This is a genomic window from Saccharothrix sp. HUAS TT1 (assembly GCF_040744945.1).
Lineage (GTDB): Bacteria > Actinomycetota > Actinomycetes > Mycobacteriales > Pseudonocardiaceae > Actinosynnema.
Map to the genome: position 1 here is coordinate 36794 of NZ_CP160453.1, position 20433 is coordinate 57226.

At 72.9% G+C, this 20433-nt stretch carries 20 protein-coding genes; 3 read left to right on the forward strand and 17 right to left on the reverse strand.

Features of this window, described 5'->3' with window-relative positions; all coding sequences use genetic code 11:
• Nucleotides 1-314: 314 nt before the first annotated feature.
• The 12 genes from AB0F89_RS00210 to AB0F89_RS00265 form a co-directional block, all read right to left on the reverse strand.
• Entirely contained in the window at nt 315-1037 is a 723-nt protein-coding gene (locus tag AB0F89_RS00210; RefSeq protein WP_367131333.1) for a helix-hairpin-helix domain-containing protein, read from the reverse strand.
• 86 nt (nt 1038-1123) lie between these two features.
• A complete protein-coding gene (locus AB0F89_RS00215) occupies nt 1124-1966 on the reverse strand; it encodes a DegV family protein (protein ID WP_367131335.1) in 843 nt (280 codons plus the stop codon).
• Nucleotides 1967-1977: 11 nt separating this feature from the next.
• Nucleotides 1978-2709 carry a diglucosylglycerate octanoyltransferase gene (gene octT / locus AB0F89_RS00220; protein WP_367131337.1) on the reverse strand — a complete coding sequence of 244 codons (732 nt, stop codon included), beginning with the start codon at nt 2707-2709 and terminating at the stop codon, nt 1978-1980.
• Entirely contained in the window at nt 2706-3320 is a 615-nt protein-coding gene (locus AB0F89_RS00225) for a histidine phosphatase family protein (RefSeq protein WP_367131338.1), read from the reverse strand. Before AB0F89_RS00225 ends, octT begins: the two co-directional genes overlap by 4 nt.
• Nucleotides 3317-3733, reverse strand: a complete 417-nt coding sequence (gene rsfS, locus AB0F89_RS00230) for a ribosome silencing factor (RefSeq protein WP_367131340.1) — start codon at nt 3731-3733, stop codon at nt 3317-3319. The genes AB0F89_RS00225 and rsfS overlap by 4 nt, the downstream gene beginning before the upstream one ends.
• A gap of 69 nt (nt 3734-3802) precedes the next feature.
• Entirely contained in the window at nt 3803-4396 is a 594-nt protein-coding gene (nadD, locus tag AB0F89_RS00235; RefSeq protein ID WP_367131342.1) for a nicotinate-nucleotide adenylyltransferase, read from the reverse strand.
• Between the two features lie 196 nt (nt 4397-4592).
• Nucleotides 4593-4814: a ferredoxin gene (locus AB0F89_RS00240; protein ID WP_367131343.1), complete on the reverse strand. Its 222-nt coding sequence runs from the start codon at nt 4812-4814 to the stop codon at nt 4593-4595.
• A 4-nt stretch (nt 4815-4818) separates the two neighbouring features.
• A complete protein-coding gene (locus tag AB0F89_RS00245; RefSeq protein ID WP_367131345.1) occupies nt 4819-6003 on the reverse strand; it encodes a cytochrome P450 in 1185 nt (394 codons plus the stop codon).
• 129 nt (nt 6004-6132) lie between these two features.
• Nucleotides 6133-6354: a ferredoxin gene (locus tag AB0F89_RS00250; RefSeq protein ID WP_367131347.1), complete on the reverse strand. Its 222-nt coding sequence runs from the start codon at nt 6352-6354 to the stop codon at nt 6133-6135.
• Between the two features lie 5 nt (nt 6355-6359).
• Entirely contained in the window at nt 6360-7514 is a 1155-nt protein-coding gene (locus tag AB0F89_RS00255) for a cytochrome P450 (RefSeq protein WP_367131349.1), read from the reverse strand.
• Nucleotides 7515-7603: 89 nt separating this feature from the next.
• Nucleotides 7604-8164: a TetR/AcrR family transcriptional regulator gene (locus AB0F89_RS00260; protein ID WP_367131351.1), complete on the reverse strand. Its 561-nt coding sequence runs from the start codon at nt 8162-8164 to the stop codon at nt 7604-7606.
• On the reverse strand, nt 8161-9426 hold the full coding sequence (locus tag AB0F89_RS00265) for a glutamate-5-semialdehyde dehydrogenase (protein ID WP_367131353.1): 1266 nt from the start codon (nt 9424-9426) through the stop codon (nt 8161-8163). The genes AB0F89_RS00260 and AB0F89_RS00265 overlap by 4 nt, the downstream gene beginning before the upstream one ends.
• A gap of 150 nt (nt 9427-9576) precedes the next feature.
• On the opposite strand from AB0F89_RS00265, the gene AB0F89_RS00270 reads away from it, so the two are divergent.
• The 3 genes from AB0F89_RS00270 to AB0F89_RS00280 all read left to right on the forward strand — a co-directional run bounded on the left by AB0F89_RS00270 (nt 9577) and on the right by AB0F89_RS00280 (nt 13826).
• Nucleotides 9577-11655: a RecQ family ATP-dependent DNA helicase gene (locus tag AB0F89_RS00270; protein WP_367131355.1), complete on the forward strand. Its 2079-nt coding sequence runs from the start codon at nt 9577-9579 to the stop codon at nt 11653-11655.
• 25 nt (nt 11656-11680) lie between these two features.
• A complete protein-coding gene (locus AB0F89_RS00275; protein ID WP_367131357.1) occupies nt 11681-12226 on the forward strand; it encodes a GNAT family N-acetyltransferase in 546 nt (181 codons plus the stop codon).
• A 325-nt stretch (nt 12227-12551) separates the two neighbouring features.
• Nucleotides 12552-13826, forward strand: a complete 1275-nt coding sequence (locus AB0F89_RS00280; RefSeq protein ID WP_367131359.1) for an MFS transporter — start codon at nt 12552-12554, stop codon at nt 13824-13826.
• 9 nt (nt 13827-13835) lie between these two features.
• On the opposite strand, the gene proB is transcribed toward AB0F89_RS00280, so the two are convergent.
• From proB to AB0F89_RS00305, 5 genes are all read right to left on the reverse strand, one after another.
• Nucleotides 13836-14966 carry a glutamate 5-kinase gene (proB, locus tag AB0F89_RS00285; protein WP_367131361.1) on the reverse strand — a complete coding sequence of 377 codons (1131 nt, stop codon included), beginning with the start codon at nt 14964-14966 and terminating at the stop codon, nt 13836-13838.
• Nucleotides 14963-16435 (reverse strand): GTPase ObgE, encoded by a 1473-nt coding sequence (gene obgE / locus AB0F89_RS00290; RefSeq protein WP_367131363.1) that lies wholly within the window; start codon nt 16433-16435, stop codon nt 14963-14965. The genes proB and obgE overlap by 4 nt, the downstream gene beginning before the upstream one ends.
• A 95-nt stretch (nt 16436-16530) precedes the next feature.
• Nucleotides 16531-16794, reverse strand: coding sequence for a 50S ribosomal protein L27 (rpmA, locus tag AB0F89_RS00295; protein WP_073889563.1), 264 nt, complete (start codon nt 16792-16794; stop codon nt 16531-16533).
• A 14-nt stretch (nt 16795-16808) separates the two neighbouring features.
• Nucleotides 16809-17123, reverse strand: coding sequence for a 50S ribosomal protein L21 (gene rplU, locus AB0F89_RS00300; protein ID WP_367131365.1), 315 nt, complete (start codon nt 17121-17123; stop codon nt 16809-16811).
• 258 nt (nt 17124-17381) lie between these two features.
• The gene (locus tag AB0F89_RS00305; protein WP_367131367.1) at nt 17382-20252 is read right to left on the reverse strand and encodes a translation initiation factor IF-2 N-terminal domain-containing protein; all 2871 of its coding nucleotides are present in this window, start codon (nt 20250-20252) and stop codon (nt 17382-17384) included.
• Nucleotides 20253-20433 lie beyond the last annotated feature (181 nt).

Consider the following 20433-nt stretch of genomic DNA (forward strand, 5'->3'; position numbering starts at 1 on the left):
GCTCGGCCCTCGCTCCGGGGTGCGCGGCGGATCGGGGCGAGCAGCCGGCGGAGGCGACGGTGGTGGTTGCGGTGGCCCTGGTCGTCGTGCGGAGGGCGGGGTTGGTGGCTGCCGAACAGCCGGCGAGGCATGTCCGGCAACGAGAGGGGCGCGGCGGTCAGCAGGTGGTCGGGGATCTCGGCGCGTTGCGGCGGGACGGACGGCGGGCGGTGCGGGAACTTGTCCGAAGTGGAGGGTGGACGAGCGTCCGGTGCGGTCGGGTGCGGGCAGTTCCGGTTCGGGCACATGGGGTTCTCCGAGTGGTCTTGAGGGCGTCAGAGGCGGACCAGGTCGCGGAGCTTGGCCAGCTTCGCGTCACCGATGCCCTCGATCTCGCCCAGCTGCTCCAGGGACGTGAACGGACCGCGCTTCTGCCGGCGGTCGATGATCCGTTGCGCCGTCACCGGACCCACGCCGGGCAGGGTGTCCAGCTGGGCCTCGGTCGCGGTGTTCAGGTTGAGCGGTCCGGCCGCGGCGCCGGCCGGTTGCGGCACGGGGATGCCCACGGCGATCTGCTCACCGTCGGTGACCTTGCGGGCCAGGTTCAGCGGGGTCAGGTCGGCGGCCGGGTCGGGACCGCCTGCCGCGTGCAGGGCGTCCGCCACCCTGGCGCCGTTGGGCACGGTCACCAGGCCCGGTGTCGGCACCAGGCCGACCACGTTGACGACCAGCTGCTCCTGCGCCTGGGTGACGGCGGCGGGCTCGGCCACCGGGAGGTCCGGCGGGACCTCCGGCGTCGGGCGCTGCCACCACAGCGCCAGGGCGACGACCAGCGCGACACCGGCCATGACGCCCGCGAGGAGGACCTTGCGGCGTTGCGGGACGTGGTCGGGCAGCCAGCGGTCGAGCCGGCGGCGCAGTGGGCCCGGTGGGTCGGAGCCGCCGTCCGACGAGACGAAGACCAGCGTCTCGGCGTTCGGCGCGCGGTGCTTGCCCCGCTCCTGGGAGACGAGGGCGCTCAGGCGGGCGGTCGTGGTTTCCGGGTTCCTGTCGAACATGCGGTCGACGCTAGGCCGAGTGGAGCAGTGTGCGGTGAAGTTGTCGGCGATCTGTGGACAACTCCCTGAACGATGGATAAAGCGGCCTACGCCACTCCCCCGGGCAGCACGACCACACCCAGCACGCCAGGACCGGTGTGCGCCCCGATCACCGCTCCGACCTCGGAGATCAGGCATCCGGTCGAGCCTGGGACGCGCTCGTCGAGCAGCGTCGCGAGTTCCGCCGCGCGTTCCGGCGCGGCCAAGTGGTGGACAGCCAGCCCGACCGGCCCGGGACCCGCCGCCGACGCCGCCAGGTCGACCAGGCGACCCATCGCCCGCCCCATCGTCCGCACCTTCTCCAACGGCACGATCCGACCGTCGTCCACGTGCAGCAGCGGCTTCACCGCCAACGCGGTGCCCACCAGCGCGGCGGCGGCGCCGATCCGCCCGCCCCGCCGCAGGTGGTCGAGCGTTTCCACGCAGAAGAACATCTTCACCCTGCCCGCGGCGGCCGCGGCGGCCCGTTCCGCGCGCTCCGCGTCACCACCGGCGGCGCACGCGGCCAGCGCCGCGAACCCCAGCCCCATGCCCGTCGCCCGCGAGTCGACCACCCTGATCCGGCCCGGGTCGACCTCCTCCGCGGCCAACCGCGCTGCCTCCCACGTCCCGGACAGCTCGCGGGACAGGTGCACGGACACGATCGACCCGGCGCCCTCGGCCAGCACCGACCGGTACACCTCGGCCAGCTCGCCCGGCGTCGGCCGGGACGTGGTCACCCGCTGGTGCCCGCCCAGCGCCGCGGCCAGCTGCGCCGGACCGAAGTCCACCCCGTCCAGGCTGCTGCGACCGTCCACGGCCACGTGCAGCGGCACGACCCGGATGCCGTGCCGCTCGGCGAACCCCTCGGGCAGGTACGCCGTGGAGTCGGTGACGATCGTGGTGGACACGAGTGCCGAGACTACGGCTCCGCACCACCCGAGTGGCCGACCGCCACGGAGCGGATGAGTTCCGCCATCGCCCGCCCGACCAGCTCGTGCCCCTCCCAGCCCCAGTGCAGGCCGTCCGGGTTGCCGCACCGTGACCGAACGTGGTCGCCCACCAGCGGCGGCACGTCCAGCAGCGGCACGTCGACACCGCCCGCCCACGAGCGCAGCGCGCGCTCCGCCGCCGCACGTCCACTGTGCACACCGGCGTAAGCCCGTGAGCAGTGGACGGACGGCGTCATCCCGACCACCCGGATCGCCGGCGCGAGAGCGCGCACCGCGCACACCGAGTCGTCCAGGTAGCGCACGGTCACGTGCGGCGGCAACGCCACCGGACGACCGCCCAGCACCCGCGACAGCACCGGCTGCACCGCCCGGTACCCCGTGCGGGCACGTCGCCGCAGCCCGTCCGGCCGCAGGTAGCGCAGCCCCTGCCGCAGGAACGTCGGCAACGGCGACGGCAGCGTGTCCATGTGCCCCACAGCCAGCACCAACACGTCCGTGCGCGGCAGCAACGACCACACCCTGGGGTCGCCGGTCAGCGACCACCAGGCGTCCCGGGCGGTCCAGCCGAACCCCGCCGCCAGCTCCGCGTGCCCGCCCAGCGCCGACGCGGCGACGTTCGGCCACAACCGGGGGTGGTCGGCGGGCAGCGGCCCCTGAGGACCGTGGAACGACAGCGAATCGCCGAGGACGAGCAGTCTCACCGGGTGGTTCCGGCGTTGTACGACGACAGCCGCCACCGGCCGTCGCCGTGCGGGCGGCGGGTGAACACCGTCCAGTGGCAGTTGCCGATCCCGCCGAGCAGCGCCCAGCGGTCGACCGGCAGCTCCAGCAACCGGCCGGTCAACGCGCTGATCAGGCCGCCGTGCGCGCACAGCATGACCGTCTCGGAGAACTCCGCGTCCACCTCGGCCACCACGGCCAGGGCGCGCTCGGCGACCTCCACCCGCGTCTCGCCGTCCGGCGGCGCGAGCAGGCCGTCGGCGCGCCACAGGTCCAGCGAGCCCGGCCACTCCACCTCGATCTCGGCCGGGGTCAGCCCCTGCCACTTGCCCAGGTGGGTCTCGCGCAGCCGCTCGTCGACGCGCAGCGGGACCCCGGTCGCGTCGGTGAACACCGTCGCGGTGTCCCGCGCGCGGTGCAGGTCCGAGGCGACCACCAGCTCGGGCGTGAACCCGGCGAGGACCGGCACCGCGAACCGGGCCTGGTTCCACCCGGTCTCGGTCAACCTCGAGTCCAGGTGGCCCTGCATGCGGCCGGTCGCGTTGTAGTCGGTCTCACCGTGCCGCCACAGCACGAGCCGGTTCAAGGTCATGCCCCGGCGACCTCGTCGGCCCCGTCGTCGTTCTTCACGCCGTCGTCGTCCCTGGGCCCGGCGTCGAACTCGATGCGCGGGCAGTCCTTCCACAGCCGCTCCAGGCCGTAGAAGGTGCGCTCCTCGACGTGCTGGACGTGCACGACGACGTCCACGAAGTCCAGCAGGACCCAGCGACCCTCGCGCGCGCCCTCGCGGCGGACCGGCTTGCGGCCGGTCTCGCGCAACTTCTCCTCGACGTTGTCCACGATCGCGCCGACCTGCCGCTCGTTGGGAGCGGAGGCGATCACGAAGCAGTCCGTGATCACCAGTTGGTCGGACACGTCGAGCACGATCACGTCGTGCGCCTTCTTGTCGGCTGCCGCGTCAGCGGCGACCAGCGCCAACCGTCGTGCCTCGTCGGTGGCTGCCACGTCACTCCTCATCACACCGGCGGGCGCCGTTACGCCCGCACGAGTCAATGAGGGTACCGGCGACCGCGCTCAGTCCGGCATCGAGTAAAGCCGGCGCTTGGAGATGTACTGAACGACACCATCCGGCACGAGGTACCAGACGGGCAGCCCGGAGGCCGTCCGGGCGCGCACGGCGGTCGAGGAGATGGCCATCGCGGGCACCTCCACCAGCGACACCGCGCCGGGCGGCAGGTGGGTGTCCACCAGTTCATAACCCGGTCGGGTGACACCGATGAAGTGCGCGAGCTCGAACACGTCGTCCGCCCGCCGCCACGACAGGATCTGCTCCAGCGCGTCCGCGCCGGTGATGAAGAACAGGTCCGCGTCCGGGTGCGCGGCCTTGAGGTCGGTGAGCGTGTCGACCGTGTACGTCGGCCCCGGCCGGTCGACGTCGACCCGGCTGACCGAGAACCGCGGGTTGGACGCCGTGGCGATGACCGTCATCAGGTAGCGGTCCTCGGCGGCGCTGACCTCGCGCTCGGTCTTCTGCCAGGGCTGGCCCGTGGGCACGAAGACCACTTCGTCGAGGTCGAAGCGGGCCTGGACCTCGCTGGCCGCGACCAGGTGGCCGTGGTGCACCGGGTCGAAGGTGCCACCCATGACGCCGATCCGCCGGTTCGACATGGGAGGTGAGCCTAGTTCGGGTGGTGCGCGGGCGGCCGGTCGCTCCCCGAAAAGCCGCCCGCGCACTCCGATCCCGGTCGCGGCCCGGGGGGAGTGGGCCGCACCGCGGATGCGCGGCCCACCCCGAATGAGGACCGCACGACGGAGGGACGCGCCCGTCGGGGGACTATGACGCGATCGGCTGGAATTTTTTCGGCTAGACCTGCGGCGCGAGCACGGCGCCGTCGGCGGACCGGACCAGGATGGCCTCCATCGGGCACGACTCGGCGGCGTCGATCACCGCGTCGTCCTCCTCGACGGTCGGGGTCACGGGGGTGGCCGTGCCGCCGTCCAGCCGGAAGCGGTCCGGCGCGATCGACGTGCACATGCCGGTGCCGAGGCACATGGTCCGGTCGACCTCGATCGTCCACTCGCTCATCGGTCTACCACCTCACCAGTAGGCGTTCGGGGCCTCGTACCAGTCTGCCTTTCTTGAACACCACGTCGCCGGCCAACCGGAGGTCCGGGAAGCGATTGAGCAAGCTCGAAATAGAGACCTGCAGCTCCATCCGGGCCAGCGGCGCGCCGATGCAGTGGTGCACGCCGTGGCCGAAGGCGAAGTGCGGGTTGTGCGGGCGGTGGAAGTCGATCTTGTCCGGCTCGGGGAACACGGCGGGGTCGCGGTTGACCACCAGCCCGTCCACGAACACCGCCTCACCCGCGCGGATGGTCACGCCGGACAGCTCGACGTCCTCGATCGCGACGCGCGGGAAGCCGGGCGCGCCGGAGAGCTTGGTGATCCGCAGCAGCTCCTCGACGGCGGCGGGCAGCAGCGACGGGTCGGCCCGCAGCTCGGCCAGCCGGTCCGGGTTGGTCAGCAGCTGGTAGACGAAGTTGCCGATCTCGCTGCCGGTCGTCTCGTGGCCCGCGATGAGCAGCGTGACGCCGAACGAGACCAGCTCCTCCTCGGTCAGCCGGTCGTCGTTGTCGTGCGCGTGCACCAGCACGGTGAGCATGTCGTCGGCGGGGTTGCGGCGCTTGTCCTCGACCAGGTCGCGGATGTAGGCGCGCAGCGACGCGCCCGCCGCCTCGATCTCCGGCACGGTGAACGCGGTGATCGCCACCGCCGCGTCCGACCAGGCGCGGAACTGCGCCCGGTCCAGCGACGGCACGCCCAGCATCTCGCTGATGAGCGTGATGGCGACCGGCATGGCCAGCCCGTCGACCAGGTCGGCGGGCGGGCCCTGCGCCTCCATCCGGTCCAGCAGGTCGTCCACGATCTCCTGGGCGCGGTCGCGCAGCTGCGCGGTCCGGCGGGCGGTGAACGCCTTGGCCAGGATGCGGCGCAACCGGGTGTGCTCCGGCGGGTCCATGCTCAGGATGGTGCTGACCCGCGGCACCTCCGGCATGGTGCGCGGCGGGTCGTACGCGGCGTCCATCACCGGCGCGCGGCGGAACCTCGGGTCCGCCAGCACGACCTTGGCGTCGGCGTACCGGGTGGCCAGCCAGGCCTCGCGGCCGTACGGCAGGCGCACCCGGGCCACCGGCTCGTCGCGCTGCAGCTCCAGGTAGCTCTCGTTGACGCCGAGGTCGTCGGGCTCGGGGAACGGGTAGGACCTGGCGCCCATCGGGACTCCCGGGTGTAAGTGATCAATTACACCCGACAGTAGGAAGGCCGTCACGCACGGTCAATCACGCGACGGCCGCTCCACCGCCACCGCTACGGCTTTCACCAGAGGCGCTGCGGAACGCCCCGGTCAGAGCTGCGGGGCGAGCACCGCGCCGTCGGCCGAGCGGACCAGGATGGCCTCCATCGGGCACGACTCGGCGGCGTCGACGACCGCGTCGTCCGGCTCGACGGACCCGTTGACCGGCGTGGCCGTGCCGCCGTCCAGCCGGAAGTGCCCCGGTGCGATCGACGTGCACATGCCGGTGCCGAGGCACGTGCCGCGGTCGACCTCGACGGTCCACTCCCCCACCGGGCTCACCACTCCACCGGCAGGGCCTGCGGGCCGCGGATGAGCCTGCCCTTCTTGAACGCCACCTCGCCGGCCAGGCGCAGCGACGGGAACCGCTTGAGCAGCGTGCCGATCGCCACCTGCAGCTCCATCCGGGCCAGCGGCGCGCCGATGCAGTGGTGCGCGCCGTGCCCGAACATGACGTGCGGGTTGTGCTCGCGGTGGAAGTCCAGCTCGTTCGGGTTCTCGAACACCGACGGGTCGCGGTTGGCCGCCACGTTGTTGACGAACACCGCCTCACCGGGCTTGATCGTCACGCCGGACAGCTCGACCTCGGCGGTCGCGATCCGCGGGAAGCCCGCCGAACCACCCAGCGGGGTGAACCTCAGCAGTTCCTCGACCGCGGCGGGCACGAGCGACGGGTCGGCCCGCAGCTCACCGAGCCGGTCCGGCCGGCGCAGCAGCTGGTAGCCGAAGTTGCCGATCTGGTTGGCGGTCGTCTCGTGGCCCGCGACCAGCAGCGTCACCCCGAACATCACCAGTTCGTCGGCGCTCAGCCGGTCGCCCTCGTCACGGGCCGCGACCAGCACGGACAGCATGTCGTCGGTCGGCTCCACCCGCTTGCGCTCGGCCAGCTCGGCGATGTAGCCGCGCAGCGACTCGCCCGCCGCCAGGATCTCCTCGTAGGTGAACGCGGTGATCGCCACCGCGGCCTCCGACCAGGCCCGGAAGTCCTTCCGGTCCTCGTACGGCACGCCCAGCATCTCGCAGATGATCGTGATGGGCAGCGGCATGGCCAGCGCCTCGACCAGGTCGGCGGGCGGGCCCTGCGCCTCCATCTCGTCCAGCAGGCCGTCCACGATCTGCTGGGCGCGCTCGCGCAGCTGCTCGGTGCGCCGGGCCGTGAACGCCTTCGCGACCAGCTTGCGCAGCCGCGTGTGGTCCGGCGGGTCCATGCTCAGGATGTTGGTCTCCGCCGGCATGGTCGGCAGGGTGCGCGGCACGTCGGCGCCGGGCTCCATCACCGCCGCACGGCTGAACCGCGCGTCGGCGAGCACCGTCTTGACGTCCTCGTAGCGGGTGGCCAGCCAGCCCTCGCCGCCGTACGGCAGGACGACCCTGGCCACCGGCTCGTCGCGCTGCAGCTCCAAGTAGGTCGGGTTGATCTCGAGGTCGTCCATCTCGGTGAACGGATAAGCCCTGGTCGCCATCGGCACCCCTGTTGTAAGCAGTCGCTTACAGCCGACAGTAGGCAGACCACTACCTACCGTCAACCGGGTTCCGCGTGCTCCAGCAGCACCGAGGCGGCCCGCGTCACCAGCGCCGCGACCGCGCCCGCGTCCGCTCCGGCGAGGGGCTGCTTGCCGAACACGCTGCGCAGCAGGCCGATGCCGACGACCCACGCCAGCACGAGGTCCGCGCGCAGCTCGGCGTCGTCGGCGTCGGTGAGGGTGGACAGGGCGCGCGCGTACTCCTCCCCCAGCTGCCGCCGCACGACGTCGGCCGCCGAGTCGTGGTGCGAGGACCGCAGCACCGCGTACAGCGGGTGGTCCTCGCGCCTCGGCCTCTCCTCCATCATCCGCAGCAGCACGTTGCGCAGCAGGTGCTCGACGGGCGAGTCCTCCAGCAGCTCACGGCTCTGCGTCGCCAGCACGGTCGCGAACAGGGCGTCCTTGCTGCCGTAGTAGCGGAACAGCAGGGCCTGGTTCACGCCCGCGAGACCCGCGATGTCGCGCACCGTGGTGCGGTCGAACCCGCGTTCGCCGAACAGCTTCGTGGCGGCGTCCAGCAAGGCCGCCTTGGTCGCTGCGGCGTCCCGCGGCCTGCTCACGACGTCGGCCGGACGTGCCCCTCGCCCCAGACCACCCACTTGGACGAGGTCAGCTCGGTCAACCCCATCGGACCGCGGGCGTGCAGCTTCTGGGTGGAGATGCCGATCTCCGCGCCCATGCCGAACTCGCCGCCGTCGGTGAAGGCGGTGGACGCGTTGACCATGACCGCCGCCGCGTCGACCCTGGTGGTGAACCGGCGCGCCGCGGCGAGGTCGCTGGTCACGATCGCCTCGGTGTGGCCGGAGCCGTGCGCGGCGATGTGGTCGATGGCCTCGTCGATGGAGCCGACCACGCGGGCGGCGATGTCCAGCGACAGGTACTCGGTGTCCCAGTCCTCGTCGGTGGCGGGCAGGACCCTGGGGTCGCTCGCGAACCGCTCATCGCCGTGGATGGTGACGTTCTGCGCGTTCAGGGCGCTGGTGATGCGCGGCACGAACTCGTCCGCGACGGCCGCGTGCACCAGCAGCGACTCGGCCGCGTTGCACACGCTGGTGCGGCGGGTCTTGGAGTTGAGCACGATGCGCTGCGCCATGTCGAGGTCGGCGCTCGCGTCCACGTACACGTGCACGTTGCCCACGCCGGTCTCGATGGTCGGCACGGTGGCCTGCTGCACGACGGCGTTGATCAGCCCCGCGCCGCCGCGCGGGATCACCAGGTCGACCAGGCCGCGCGCGGTGATCAGGTGGGTGACCGACGCGCGGTCGTGGCACGGCAGCAGCTGCACGGCGTCGGCGGGCAGTCCGGCGGTCTCCAGCGCGTCGCGCAGGACGGCGACCAGCGCGGTGTTCGAGTGCTCGGCGGTGGACGAGCCGCGCAGCAGGGCCGCGTTGCCGGACTTCAGCGCCAGGCCGGCCGCGTCCACGGTGACGTTCGGGCGGGCCTCGTAGACCATGCCGACCACGCCCATCGGCACGCGGACCTGCTTCAGCTCCAGGCCGTTGGGCAGGTTCGAGCCGCGCAGCACCTCGCCGATCGGGTCCGCGAGGCCGGCCACCGTCTCCAGGCCCCGGGCCACGCCCTCGACGCGCGCCCCGGTCAGCGCGAGGCGGTCCAGCAGGCCCTGGGTGAGACCGGCGGCCCGGCCCGCTTCGAGGTCCTTGGCGTTGGCCTCCAGCACTTCGCCGGCGCGGGCGCGCAGCGCGGTGGCCATCTCGTGCAGCGCGGCGTCCTTGCTCTCCCGGGTGGCGAGGACGAGCTCGTTCGCGGCGACGCGGGCGCGCCGGGCGGCGGCGTGCACCTGTTCGCGCAGGTCATCAGTCACGTCGTTCAGCCTACGGTCACCCGGTCGTGGCTGTCGCCGAGGTTCCCGAAGGTCGGACACCCGCGGCTCGACGCACGTTCGAGTGAACGTGGAGCAGGCTGCGTCGCACAGGTGTCCGGCTTGTCGGGGGCTTCTGCCATGGTGTCCCACATGGACGACACCGCACTCCGCGAACTGGCCGAGGAACGGCTGAGGGCATTGGCGGGCCCTCAGGCCGTCCTGCGGGACGACCAGTGGACGGCCGTCCACGCGCTGGTGGCCGAACGGCGGCGGGCGCTGGTGGTGCAGCGCACGGGGTGGGGCAAGTCCGCGGTGTACTTCATCGCCACGGCGCTGCTGCGGTCCCTGGGCGAGGGGCCGACGGTGATCGTGTCGCCGCTGCTGGCGTTGATGCGCAACCAGGTCGACGCCGCCGCGCGGGCGGGCGTGCACGCGGCGACGATCAACTCGGCCAACTCCGACCAGTGGCAGGACGTGCAGGACCGGGTGGCGGCCGGCGAGGTCGACGTGCTGCTGGTGTCGCCGGAGCGGCTGAACAACCCGGACTTCCGGGACGCGGTGCTGCCGTCGCTGACCGCGTCGGCGGGGCTGCTGGTGGTGGACGAGGCGCACTGCATCTCCGACTGGGGCCACGACTTCCGGCCGGACTACCGGCGGCTGCGGACGTTGCTGGCCGAGCTGCCGGCGGGCGTGCCGGTGCTCGCCACCACGGCCACGGCCAACGACCGGGTGGTGCGGGACGTGACGGACCAGCTCGGGCTGGGCACGGGCACGGACGCGCTGGTGCTGCGCGGGCCGCTGGACCGGGAGAGCCTGCGGCTCTCGGCCGTGCGGCTGCCGACGGCCGAGGTCAGGCTCGGGTGGCTGGCCGAGCGGCTGGAGCGGCTGCCCGGCTCGGGGATCATCTACACGTTGACCGTGGCGGCGGCGGACGACGTGGCGGCGTTCCTGCGCGAGCGCGGGTACGAGGTGGCGGCGTACTCGGGGCGCACCGACCCGGCCGAGCGGCAGCGGGCCGAGGAGGACCTGCTCGCGAACCGGGTGAAGGCGCTGGTGGCGACGTCCGCGCTGGGCATGGGGTTCGACAAGCCCGACCTGGGGTTCGTGGTGCACCTGGGCGCGCCGTCCTCCCCCATCGCCTACTACCAGCAGATCGGCCGCGCGGGCCGCGGGGTGGAGCGGGCCGAGGTGCTGCTGCTGCCCGGACCGGAGGACAAGGACATCTGGGCGTACTTCGCGTCGCTGGCGTTCCCGCCGGAGCGCGTGGTGCGGCAGGTGCTCGACGCGCTGCCGGCGGACCGGGCGATGTCGACGGCGGCGCTGGAGCCGGTGGTGGAGCTGTCGCGCACCCGGCTGGAAGTGGTGTTGAAGGTGCTCGACGTGGACGGCGCGGTGCGGCGGGTGCGCGGCGGGTGGGTGTCGACCGGGCAGCCGTGGTCCTACGACGCGGAGCGGTACGAGCGGATCGAGGCGGCGCGGGAGGTCGAGCGGCAGGCGGTGCTCGACTACCTGGCCACCGACGGCTGCCGGATGGAGTTCCTGCTGCGGCAGCTGGACGACCCGCACGCGGCGCCGTGCGGGCGGTGCGACAACTGCACGGGGCAGCGGCCGTCGGCGGAGGTGTCGGACGCGGCGGCGTCGGCGGCGCGGGAACGGCTGCTGCGGCCGGGCGTGGAGGTGGAGCCGCGCAAGATGTGGCCGACCGGGATGGCGGCGGCCGGGGTGTCGCTGTCCGGGAAGATCCCGCCAAGCGAGATCGCCTCGACGGGTCGGGCGCTGGGCCGGTTGACCGACATCGGCTGGGGCAATCGCTTGCGGTCGTTGTTCGGGGCGCAGGACCAGGAGATCCCGGAGGACGTGTTCGCCGCGTGCGTGAAGGTGCTGGCCGCCTGGGGTTGGGCGGAGCGGCCGGTCGGCGTGGTGACGGTCGGGTCGCGGACCAGGCCGGCGCTGGTGGGCAGCTTCGGCCGGCGGATCTCGGAGGTCGGGCGGCTGCCGCTGCTGGGCCGGGTGTGGTTGGGCGAGGCGGCGCGCCGGGCGAACAGCGCGCAGCGCCTGGCGGGCCTGGTGCGGGCGACCGACGTGCCCGACCTGTCCGGTGTGGACGGTCCGGTGCTGTTGGTGGACGACCAGGTCGACACCGGGTGGACGGTGACGGTCGCGGCCAGGCTGCTGCGGCGGTCCGGCGCGTCGGCCGTGCTGCCGTTCGCGTTGGCGGTGACGGCGTGAGACCGGCAGTTCGGGAAGGGAGGACATGAGACTGACGACGGAACGGTTGGTGCTGCGGCCTTTCACGGCGGCCGACGCGCCGGCGTTCGCCGCGTACCGCTCGGACCCGGACGTGGCGAGGTACCAGGGGTGGGAGGCGCCGTTCTCGTTGGCGCGGGCCGAGGAGTTCGTGCGGGACGTCGGCGCGGCGGACCCGAACGCGCCGGGCTGGTACCAGTACGCGGTCGAGGTGGGCGGCGTGCTCGTCGGCGACGTCGGGGTGGACCTGCACGAGAACCGGCGGCAAGCGGAGATCGGCTACACGCTCGCTGCCGCGCACCAGGGTCACGGGTACGCGACGGAGGCCGTGCGTCGGGTGCTGGCCCACCTGTTCGAGGTGCGCGGGCTGCACCGGGTGTCCGCCGAGTGCGACGCCCGCAACGCGCGGTCGGCCAGGTTGTTGACCAGGCTCGGGTTCCGGCAGGAGGGGCACCGGGTGCGGAGCACGTGGGCGAAGGGGGAGTGGACGGACGACCTGCTGTTCGGCCTGCTGGCCGAGGAGTGGCGGGCCGCCGGCGGCGAGAGGGGCTGAGCGGGCCGGACCGGTGAAGGATCTACCGACTTCGACGGCTTTGTGGTTGTGTCCAACCCATGGCTGCCGCGGAGATCGACACCCAGCACCGCCTGCCAGTCCGCTCCTTCCCACAGCGGCTGGGCGAGTTTCCCGTGGTGATCGCGGTGTCGCCGAGCCCTCACCGCACGACACCTCGTGCGCAAGGGGAAAGCGGTTCCTGCGGTTCCCGTGACGGTGGCCCTGCCGGTCATCGGCAGCACCCGGGCGCGGGCGGAACCCGTCGGGTCCGCCACGCGAGCGGAATCCCGAACGCTTCTGCGCGTCGCTCGGAAGGGGTTCGGTCATGACCGGGACGTCCGCGGTTCACCGGCAGCACCGCCTGCCGGTGCGCAAGCTCGTCGCGGCGAGCATCGGCAACGCCATCGAGTGGTACGACTGGACCATCTACGCGACCTTCAGCATCTACTTCGCCACGCAGGTCTTCCCGAAGGACGACCCGGGGCTCGCGTTGATCAACACGCTCGCGGCGTACGCGATCGCGTTCTTCTTCCGGCCGCTGGGCGGGTACCTGCTCGGGCGGTTCGCCGACCTGCGCGGGCGGCGGACGGCGATGCTGTTGACCATCGTGCTGATGGCGGGCGGGTCGGTGGCGATCGGCGTCCTGCCGACCTACGCGCAGGTCGGGTGGCTCGCGCCGATCCTGCTGCTGCTGGCGCGCATCGCGCAGGGCCTGTCGCTGGGCGGCGAGGTCTCCAACGCGTCGGCCTACCTGGCGGAGATCGCGCCGCCGGAGCGCCGGGGGCGGTACTCGGCGTTCTTCTACATCTCCACCGGGGCCGCGGTGCTGGTGGCGTCGCTGCTCGGGTTCGCGTTGGCCCGCACGCTCGACCCCGCCCAGCTCGCGTCCTACGGCTGGCGCATCCCGTTCCTGATCGGCGGCGTGCTGGGCCTGGTCGGCCTGTGGCTGCGGCGCAACCTGGAGGAGACCGAGCAGTTCGAGCAGAACAAGGCCAAGGCGCAGCAGCTCAAGCGGCCGCTGCTGACGACCCTGCGCGAGCACCCGAAGGCGGTCGGGCGGCTCGTCGGCTTCACCATGCTCTCGACGCTCTGCTACTACACGTTCTTCAGCGCGCTGACGCCGTTCGCGGTGTCCAGGCGCGGCGCGGACCCGGTGGACGTGTTCCTCGCCCTGTCGATCGCCACGGCCCTGTTCGTCGTGCTGCAGTACCCGATGGGCGCGCTGTCGGACCGGGTCGGCCGCAAACCGCAGCTGCTGGTCTGGTCGGCGGCGACGGCGGTGCTGGTGGTGCCGCTGTCCACGCTGATCGGACCGGGCGTGGGCAACCTGCTGCTGGTGTTCTGCGTCGGCCTCGGCCTGTACACGGCCATGACGTCCATCGCGCCCGCCGTGATGAGCGAGCTGTTCCCGACCGAGCTGCGGGCCCTGGGCATCGGCTCCTGGTACAACCTGACCGTCGCGCTGTTCGGCGGCACCGCGCCGCTGGTGATCCAGGCGTTGCCGGGCGTCACGTTCTTCGTCTACGTCGCGGTCGGTGCGGCCATCGCGTTCTTCGTCATCCTCACGATGCCCGAGACCAAGGGCGAGACGCTGCGCTGACCGCTCGGCTCAGGACCGCAGCGGGACCAGGTCGTCGGCGTGCACGACCTCGCGGCGCTGCTCGGCGGGCAGGTCGCCGCTCTTGCGACCGATCAGGGCGGGCAGCTCGCCGGCGTCGAACCCGACCACGCCGCGGGCCACGACGTGCCCGGACGGGTCGACCAGCTCCACCACGTCACCGGCCTCGAACGCGCCCTCCACGCCGGTGATGCCCGCCGCCAGCAGCGACCGCCTGCGGCCCACGACGGCGGCCACCGCGCCGTCGTCCAGCACCAGCCTGCCGGTCGCGTCGGCCGCGTGCCCGAGCCAGAACCGGCGCGCGGACAGCCTCGGGCCGGTCACCGCGAACGCCGTGCCGACGTCCGCCGCGCTCAACGCCCGCGCCGCGTCCGCCGCACCCGCCAGCAGCACCGGGATGCCCGCCGACGCCGCCAGCCGCGCCGCGGCCAGCTTCGACGCCATGCCGCCGGTGCCGAGCCCGGACGCGCCGACCGAACCGGCCCGCACACCGTCCACATCGGACGCGCCGGCCACCTCGGTGACGCGCTGCGCGCCCGGCCTGCGGGGGTCGCCGTCGTAGAGCGCGTCGACGTCGGACAGCAGGAACAGCGCGTCCGCTCCGACCAGGTGCGCCACCAGCGCCGCCAGCCGGTCGTTGTCGCCGAACCGGATCTCCTCGGTGGCGACCGTGTCGTTCTCGTTCACCACGGGCACCGCACCCAACGCCAGCAGCCGGGAGAACGTGCGCTGCGCGTTGCGGTAGTGCGACCGCCGCACCACGTCGTCCGCGGTCAGCAGCACCTGCCCGACGGTCAGCGAGAACCGCCCGAACGAGTTCGCGTACGCGTGCGCCAGCGCCAACTGCCCCACGCTCGCCGCCGCCTGCTGCGTGGCCAGGTCACGGGGCCGCCGGGTCACGCCCAGCGGCGCGAGGCCGGCCGCGATCGCGCCCGACGACACCAGCACCACCTGGCTGCCCGCCGCGCACCGCGCCGCGACCGCGTCCACCAGCGCGTCCAGCCGCGACCGGTCCAGGCCGCCCTCGGCGGTGGTCAGCGACGAAGACCCGACCTTCACCACGACCCGCGCCGCCGCGGCCACCGCCTGCCGGGCCGGTGACGCCGCCACCGAGCCGATCACTCGTCGTCGTCCTCTTCGAACTCGTCAGCCACGTCGGGTTCGGCTGCGCCGGGCAGGCGACGGGCCTTCTTCGCCGCCAACCGCTCGGACGCGCCGACCCGGTTGTTCGCCTCCAGCCGCGCGTCGGTGCCGCGACCGCTCATGGTCATCGCGATGCCCGACGGCGTGCTGGGCTCCCAGTCGAACACCAGGTCGCCGATGGTGACCTGGCAGCCCGGCTCCGCGCCCTTCTTGACCAGCACGTCCTCCACGCCCAGGCGCGCGAGCCGGTCGCCCAGGTAGCCGACGGCCTCGTCGTTGCTGAAGTCGGTCTGCCGGATCCACCGCTCGGGCCGCTCGCCGCGCACGATGAAGCCGCCCTCGGTCTGCGGGTCCTCCACCACGGTGAAGCCCTGGTCGTCGACGGCCCTCGGCCGCAGCACGATCCGGGTCGACTCCTGCTTCGGCTTGGCGGACCGGTACTCCTCGACCACGCGCGCCAGCGCGAACGTCAGCTCGCGCAGCCCTTCACGGCTGGCCGTGGACACCTCGAACACCGGCAGGCCGCGGGCCTCGATGTCCGGGCGCACGAGTTCGGCCAGCTCACGGGCCTCCGGGACGTCGACCTTGTTCAGCACCACGACGCGCGGCCGCTCGGCGAGGTCGTCGGCGAGGGAGGGCGTGTACTTGGCCAGCTCCTCCTCCAGCGCGTCGATGTCCGACAGCGGGTCGCGGTCCGACTCGTAGGTCGCGCAGTCCACGACGTGCACCAGCACCGCGCAGCGCTCGATGTGCCGCAGGAAGTCCAGGCCGAGGCCCTTGCCCTCGGACGCGCCGGGGATCAACCCGGGCACGTCGGCCATGGTGAAGATCGTCTCGCCGCCGGTGATCACGCCCAGGTTCGGCACCAGCGTGGTGAACGGGTAGTCGGCGATCTTCGGCTTGGCCGCGGACAGCACCGAGATCAGCGACGACTTGCCCGCCGACGGGAAGCCCAGCAGGCCGACGTCCGCGACGGACTTCAGCTCCAGCACGAGGTCGTGCTGCTCGCCGGGCTCGCCCAGCAGGGCGAACCCGGGCGCCTTGCGGGCCTTGGACGCCAGCGAGGCGTTGCCGAGGCCGCCACGACCGCCCTGGGCCGCGATCAGCCGGGTGCCCTCGCCGACGAGGTCGGCGACGACCTCGCCCTCGGGCGTCATCACGACCGTGCCGTCGGGCACCCGCAGTTCGAGGTCCGCGCCGTTGGCGCCGTCGCGATTGCCGCCCTGACCGCCCTTGCCGCTGCCGGCACTGGCGTGCGGGCGGAAGTGGAAGTCGAGCAGCGTGTGGACCTGCGAGTCGACGATGAGCACGACGTCGCCGCCCTTGCCGCCGTTGCCGCCGTCCGGGCCGCCGAGCGGCTTGAACTTCTCGCGGTGCACGGACGCGACCCCGTTGCCCCCGTCACCTGCGGCGACGTGGATGACGACCCGGTCGACAAAGCGGGACACGGGGTTTCCTCTCTGGCAGAAGCAACGAGGGGCGGGAGCCGGAATGCACCGGTCCCGCCCCTCGTCTGAGGTCGTTCCGTCTACGCCCGAGGCGCTTAAGCAGCAGCCTCGACCGGGACGATGTTCACGGTCTTGCGACCGCGCTTGGTGCCGAACTCGACCGCACCGGGAGCCAGCGCGAACAGCGTGTCGTCCTTGCCGCGGCCGACGTTGACGCCGGGGTGGAACTTGGTGCCGCGCTGGCGGATCAGGATCTCGCCGGCCTTGACGACCTGACCGCCGAACCGCTTGACCCCGAGGTACTGGGGGTTCGAGTCACGGCCGTTGCGGGAGCTGGATGCGCCCTTCTTGTGTGCCATGGCTAGTCAGATCCTCACTTACCGGTGATGCCGGTGACCTCGACGCGGGTCAGCTTCTGGCGGTGACCCTGGCGCTTGTGGTAGCCGGTCTTGTTCTTGAACTTGTGGATGCGGATCTTGGGGCCCTTGGTCTGCTCGACGACCTTGCCGGTCACCGAGAACTTCGCCAGGGCGTCCGCCGCGGAGGTGACGTCATCGCCGTCCACAACGAGGAGCGGCGCCGCGAAGGTGATCTCGGTGTCCGGCGCGCCTTCGAGCTTCTCGACCTCGATGACGTCGCCGACAGCCACCTTGTACTGCTTGCCGCCGGTCTTGACGATCGCGTACATCGGGACGGAAGTCTCCTGCTACTCGACGGGACGGGATCGCGCGCGCCTCGGCCGCTCTGACAACGAGCACGCTGGGCTTCACGCGACAGGGCCCACCGGATGGCGGGCCGCGTATCAGGTTACGTGGCGGTGGACGGCGTGGTCAAACCGGGGTGGCCGAACCGCGTCCTCGCTGGTCAACGCCGGGATGTCCGGTGATGGGCCGGACGCGGCGAACCGCTGCCCGGGCAGGCCGGGCAGCGGTTCGCGACGTGCTGATCAGCTCTCGTTGACCGCGCCCAGGGGCGGGCCGGCGGGCCTGGAGGCGGCACGACGGGCCGGGCGGCGACGCGTGGTCGCCGGCGGGGTCGCGGGCTCCGGGGCCTTGCCGTTGAGCGGCTGCTCGGCCGAGGTCCCCGGCTCGGGCCGCGCCGCTGCGGGCTCGGCCTGGACGGGCTGCTCGGCAGCGGCTTCGGGCTGCGCGGCCCGAGGCGCCTCGGGCTGCGCGACCGGGGCCTCAGCGGCCTCGGCGGGGGCCCGCTCGGCCGCCGGGACGGTCACGACGACCGGCTCGGCGATCGGCGCGGCAACCGGTTCGGCGACCGGCTCGACAACCCGTTCGGCGACGGGGGCGGCCGTGCCGGGGTCCTGCTGACCGGCGGCCTCGTCGCCGTGCTTGACGACCGCGCCGGCTTCCCGGCGGGCCCGGCGGCGCTGGCGGCGGTCGCGCTTGGCGGGCTCCGGCGCGGCCTCCTCCTCGACCACGGCGGCGAGCGGGTCCTCCGAGGTGGGCTGCTCGGCGATCGCCTCCGGCTCCTCGGCGGGCTCCACGGTCCGCTCGGCCACCGGCTCGGGGGTGGGCTCCGGCGCGTCCACGTGCTTGCCGCGACGCGACTTGCGGCCACCGCCCTGCTGCTGTTGCTGCTGCGACTGGCCACCGCCGTTGCCGTTGCCGCCGCCGTTGCCATTGCCGCCGCCGTTGCCACCGCCGTGCGAGTGCACGGGGTCGGTCGTGACGACCAGGCCACGCCCGCGGCAGTGCTCGCAGGTGGTGGAGAACGCCTCCAGCAGCCCGGTGCCGACCCGCTTGCGCGTCATCTGCACCAGACCGAGCGACGTCACCTCCGCCACCTGGTGGCGGGTCCGGTCGCGGCCGAGGCACTCGGTCAGCCGGCGCAGCACCAGGTCGCGGTTCGACTCCAGCACCATGTCGATGAAGTCGATCACGATGATGCCGCCGATGTCGCGCAACCTGAGCTGGCGGACGATCTCCTCGGCCGCCTCCAGGTTGTTCCGGGTCACCGTCTCTTCGAGGTTTCCACCCGATCCGGTGAACTTGCCGGTGTTGACGTCGATGACCGTCATCGCCTCGGTGCGGTCGATGACCAGGTAGCCGCCCGACGGCAGCCAGACCTTGCGGTCCAGCGCCTTGAGCAGCTGCTCGTCGATGCGGTACTCGGTGAACGCGTCGCTGGTGCCCACGTGCTTGCGCAGCCGTTCCTGGAGGTCGGGCGCGACGTGCCGCACGTAGCCGTCGATGGTCTCCCACGCGTCCGAGCCCTGGACGACGAGCGCGGCGAAGTCCTCGGTGAACAGGTCGCGGACGACCTTCACCAGCAGGTCCGGCTCCTCGTACAGCAGCTGCGGCGCCTGGGCCTTCGGCGTGTCGGCCTTGTCCTTGATGACCTGCCACTGCGCCTGCAGGCGGGTCACGTCGCGGGCCAGCTCGTCCTCGGCGATGCCCTCCGAGGCGGTGCGGATGATCACGCCCGCGTCCTCGGGGACGACGCGCTTGAGGATGTCCTTGAGGCGCTTGCGCTCGTTGTCGGGCAGCTTGCGGCTGATGCCGGTCGCACCGCCGCCCGGCACGTACACCAGGAAGCGGCCGGGCAGGCTGATCTGCGTGGTCAGCCGGGCGCCCTTGTGGCCGACCGGGTCCTTGGTGACCTGCACCAGGACGCTGTCGCCGCTGGAGAGGGCCTGCTCGATCTTGCGGGCCTTGCCCTCCAGGCCGGCCGCGTCCCAGTCGACCTCGCCCGCGTACAGCACCGCGTTGCGGCCGCGGCCGATGTCGATGAACGCCGCCTCCATCGAGGGCAGCACGTTCTGCACCCGGCCGAGGTAGACGTTGCCGACCAGCGAGCCGGTGCCCGACGAGGTCACGAAGTGCTCGACCAGCACGCCGTCCTCCAGCACGCCGATCTGCGTGCGGTCGCCGCGCTCGCGCACCACCATCGTGCGCTCCACGGCCTCGCGCCGGGCCAGGAACTCGGCCTCGGACAGCACCGGCGCGCGGCGGCGGCCCGCCTCGCGGCCGTCCCGGCGGCGCTGGCGCTTGGCCTCCAGCCGGGTGGAGCCGCGGACGCTGCGCACCTCGCTCTGCGCGGCCTCGGAGTCGGCCTTGTCGTCCCGCGCGTCGCGAGCGGGCTCGCGGACGTGCACGACCGTGTTCGGCGGGTCGTCCTCGCTCGGGGCGGCCTCTTCCTCGGCGCCGGTCTTGCGACGGCGGCGACGCCGACGGCGGCGGCTGCCGGGACCCTCGTCGTCGGCCGAGGCGTCCTCGGCGGGCTCGGCCTCGGCCTCGGCGACCTCGGCGGGCTCGTCGCCCACCTCGTCCTCGCCGCCGTCCTCGCCCACGCCCTTGCCGCGACCGCGACCACGCCGGCCACGCCGGCGGCGGCGGCGGCCTTCGCCCTCGTCACCGGCGTCGTCGGCGCCCACGTGCTCGTCGGAGTCGTCCTCGGCGTCGTCGAGGTCGTCGTCCCGGCTCACCGGGGTCTCCTTGACCACCGGGGTCGGCGGCAGGAACACCGCGGACGGCGGCGCGAACAGCGGCACCAGCGGCGCGACCTCGCGGGCCACCGCCACCGGTTCCTCGGTCTGCTCGTCCACTTCGCCGGTGACGATGTCGTCCCAGTTCAGCAGGCTCTCGGCGACCTTGAGCGCCAGGTCGCGGCTCACGCTCGACTGCGCGCCCTTGACCGTCTCGCCGAGGTCGGCGAGCGCGGCCACCACGTCCTTGCTGCTCGCGCCGAGCAGCTTGGCCAGCGCGTGCACCCGCAGCTTGGCGGGCAGGTCGGCCAGATCCGGGTGTGCGGATGTGGCGTTACCCCCGCCGGCGACGCCGGCGGGCTTTTCCGTGTTCGACAATGCAGCTCCTCCGCCCCCGGGCGCGTCCCAACCGACGCGGCCGCGCAGGGGCCTCTCTTGTCCACTCACCGCCGCGGCTGGCGGCGGGAATCCTTGCCTCGCGCTGTGGCGCGCACCCGTGGGGCACGCGGCACAGCAGGTCCCATAACTCTGTTCGACGACGCCGTCAGCGCCGCTCCGC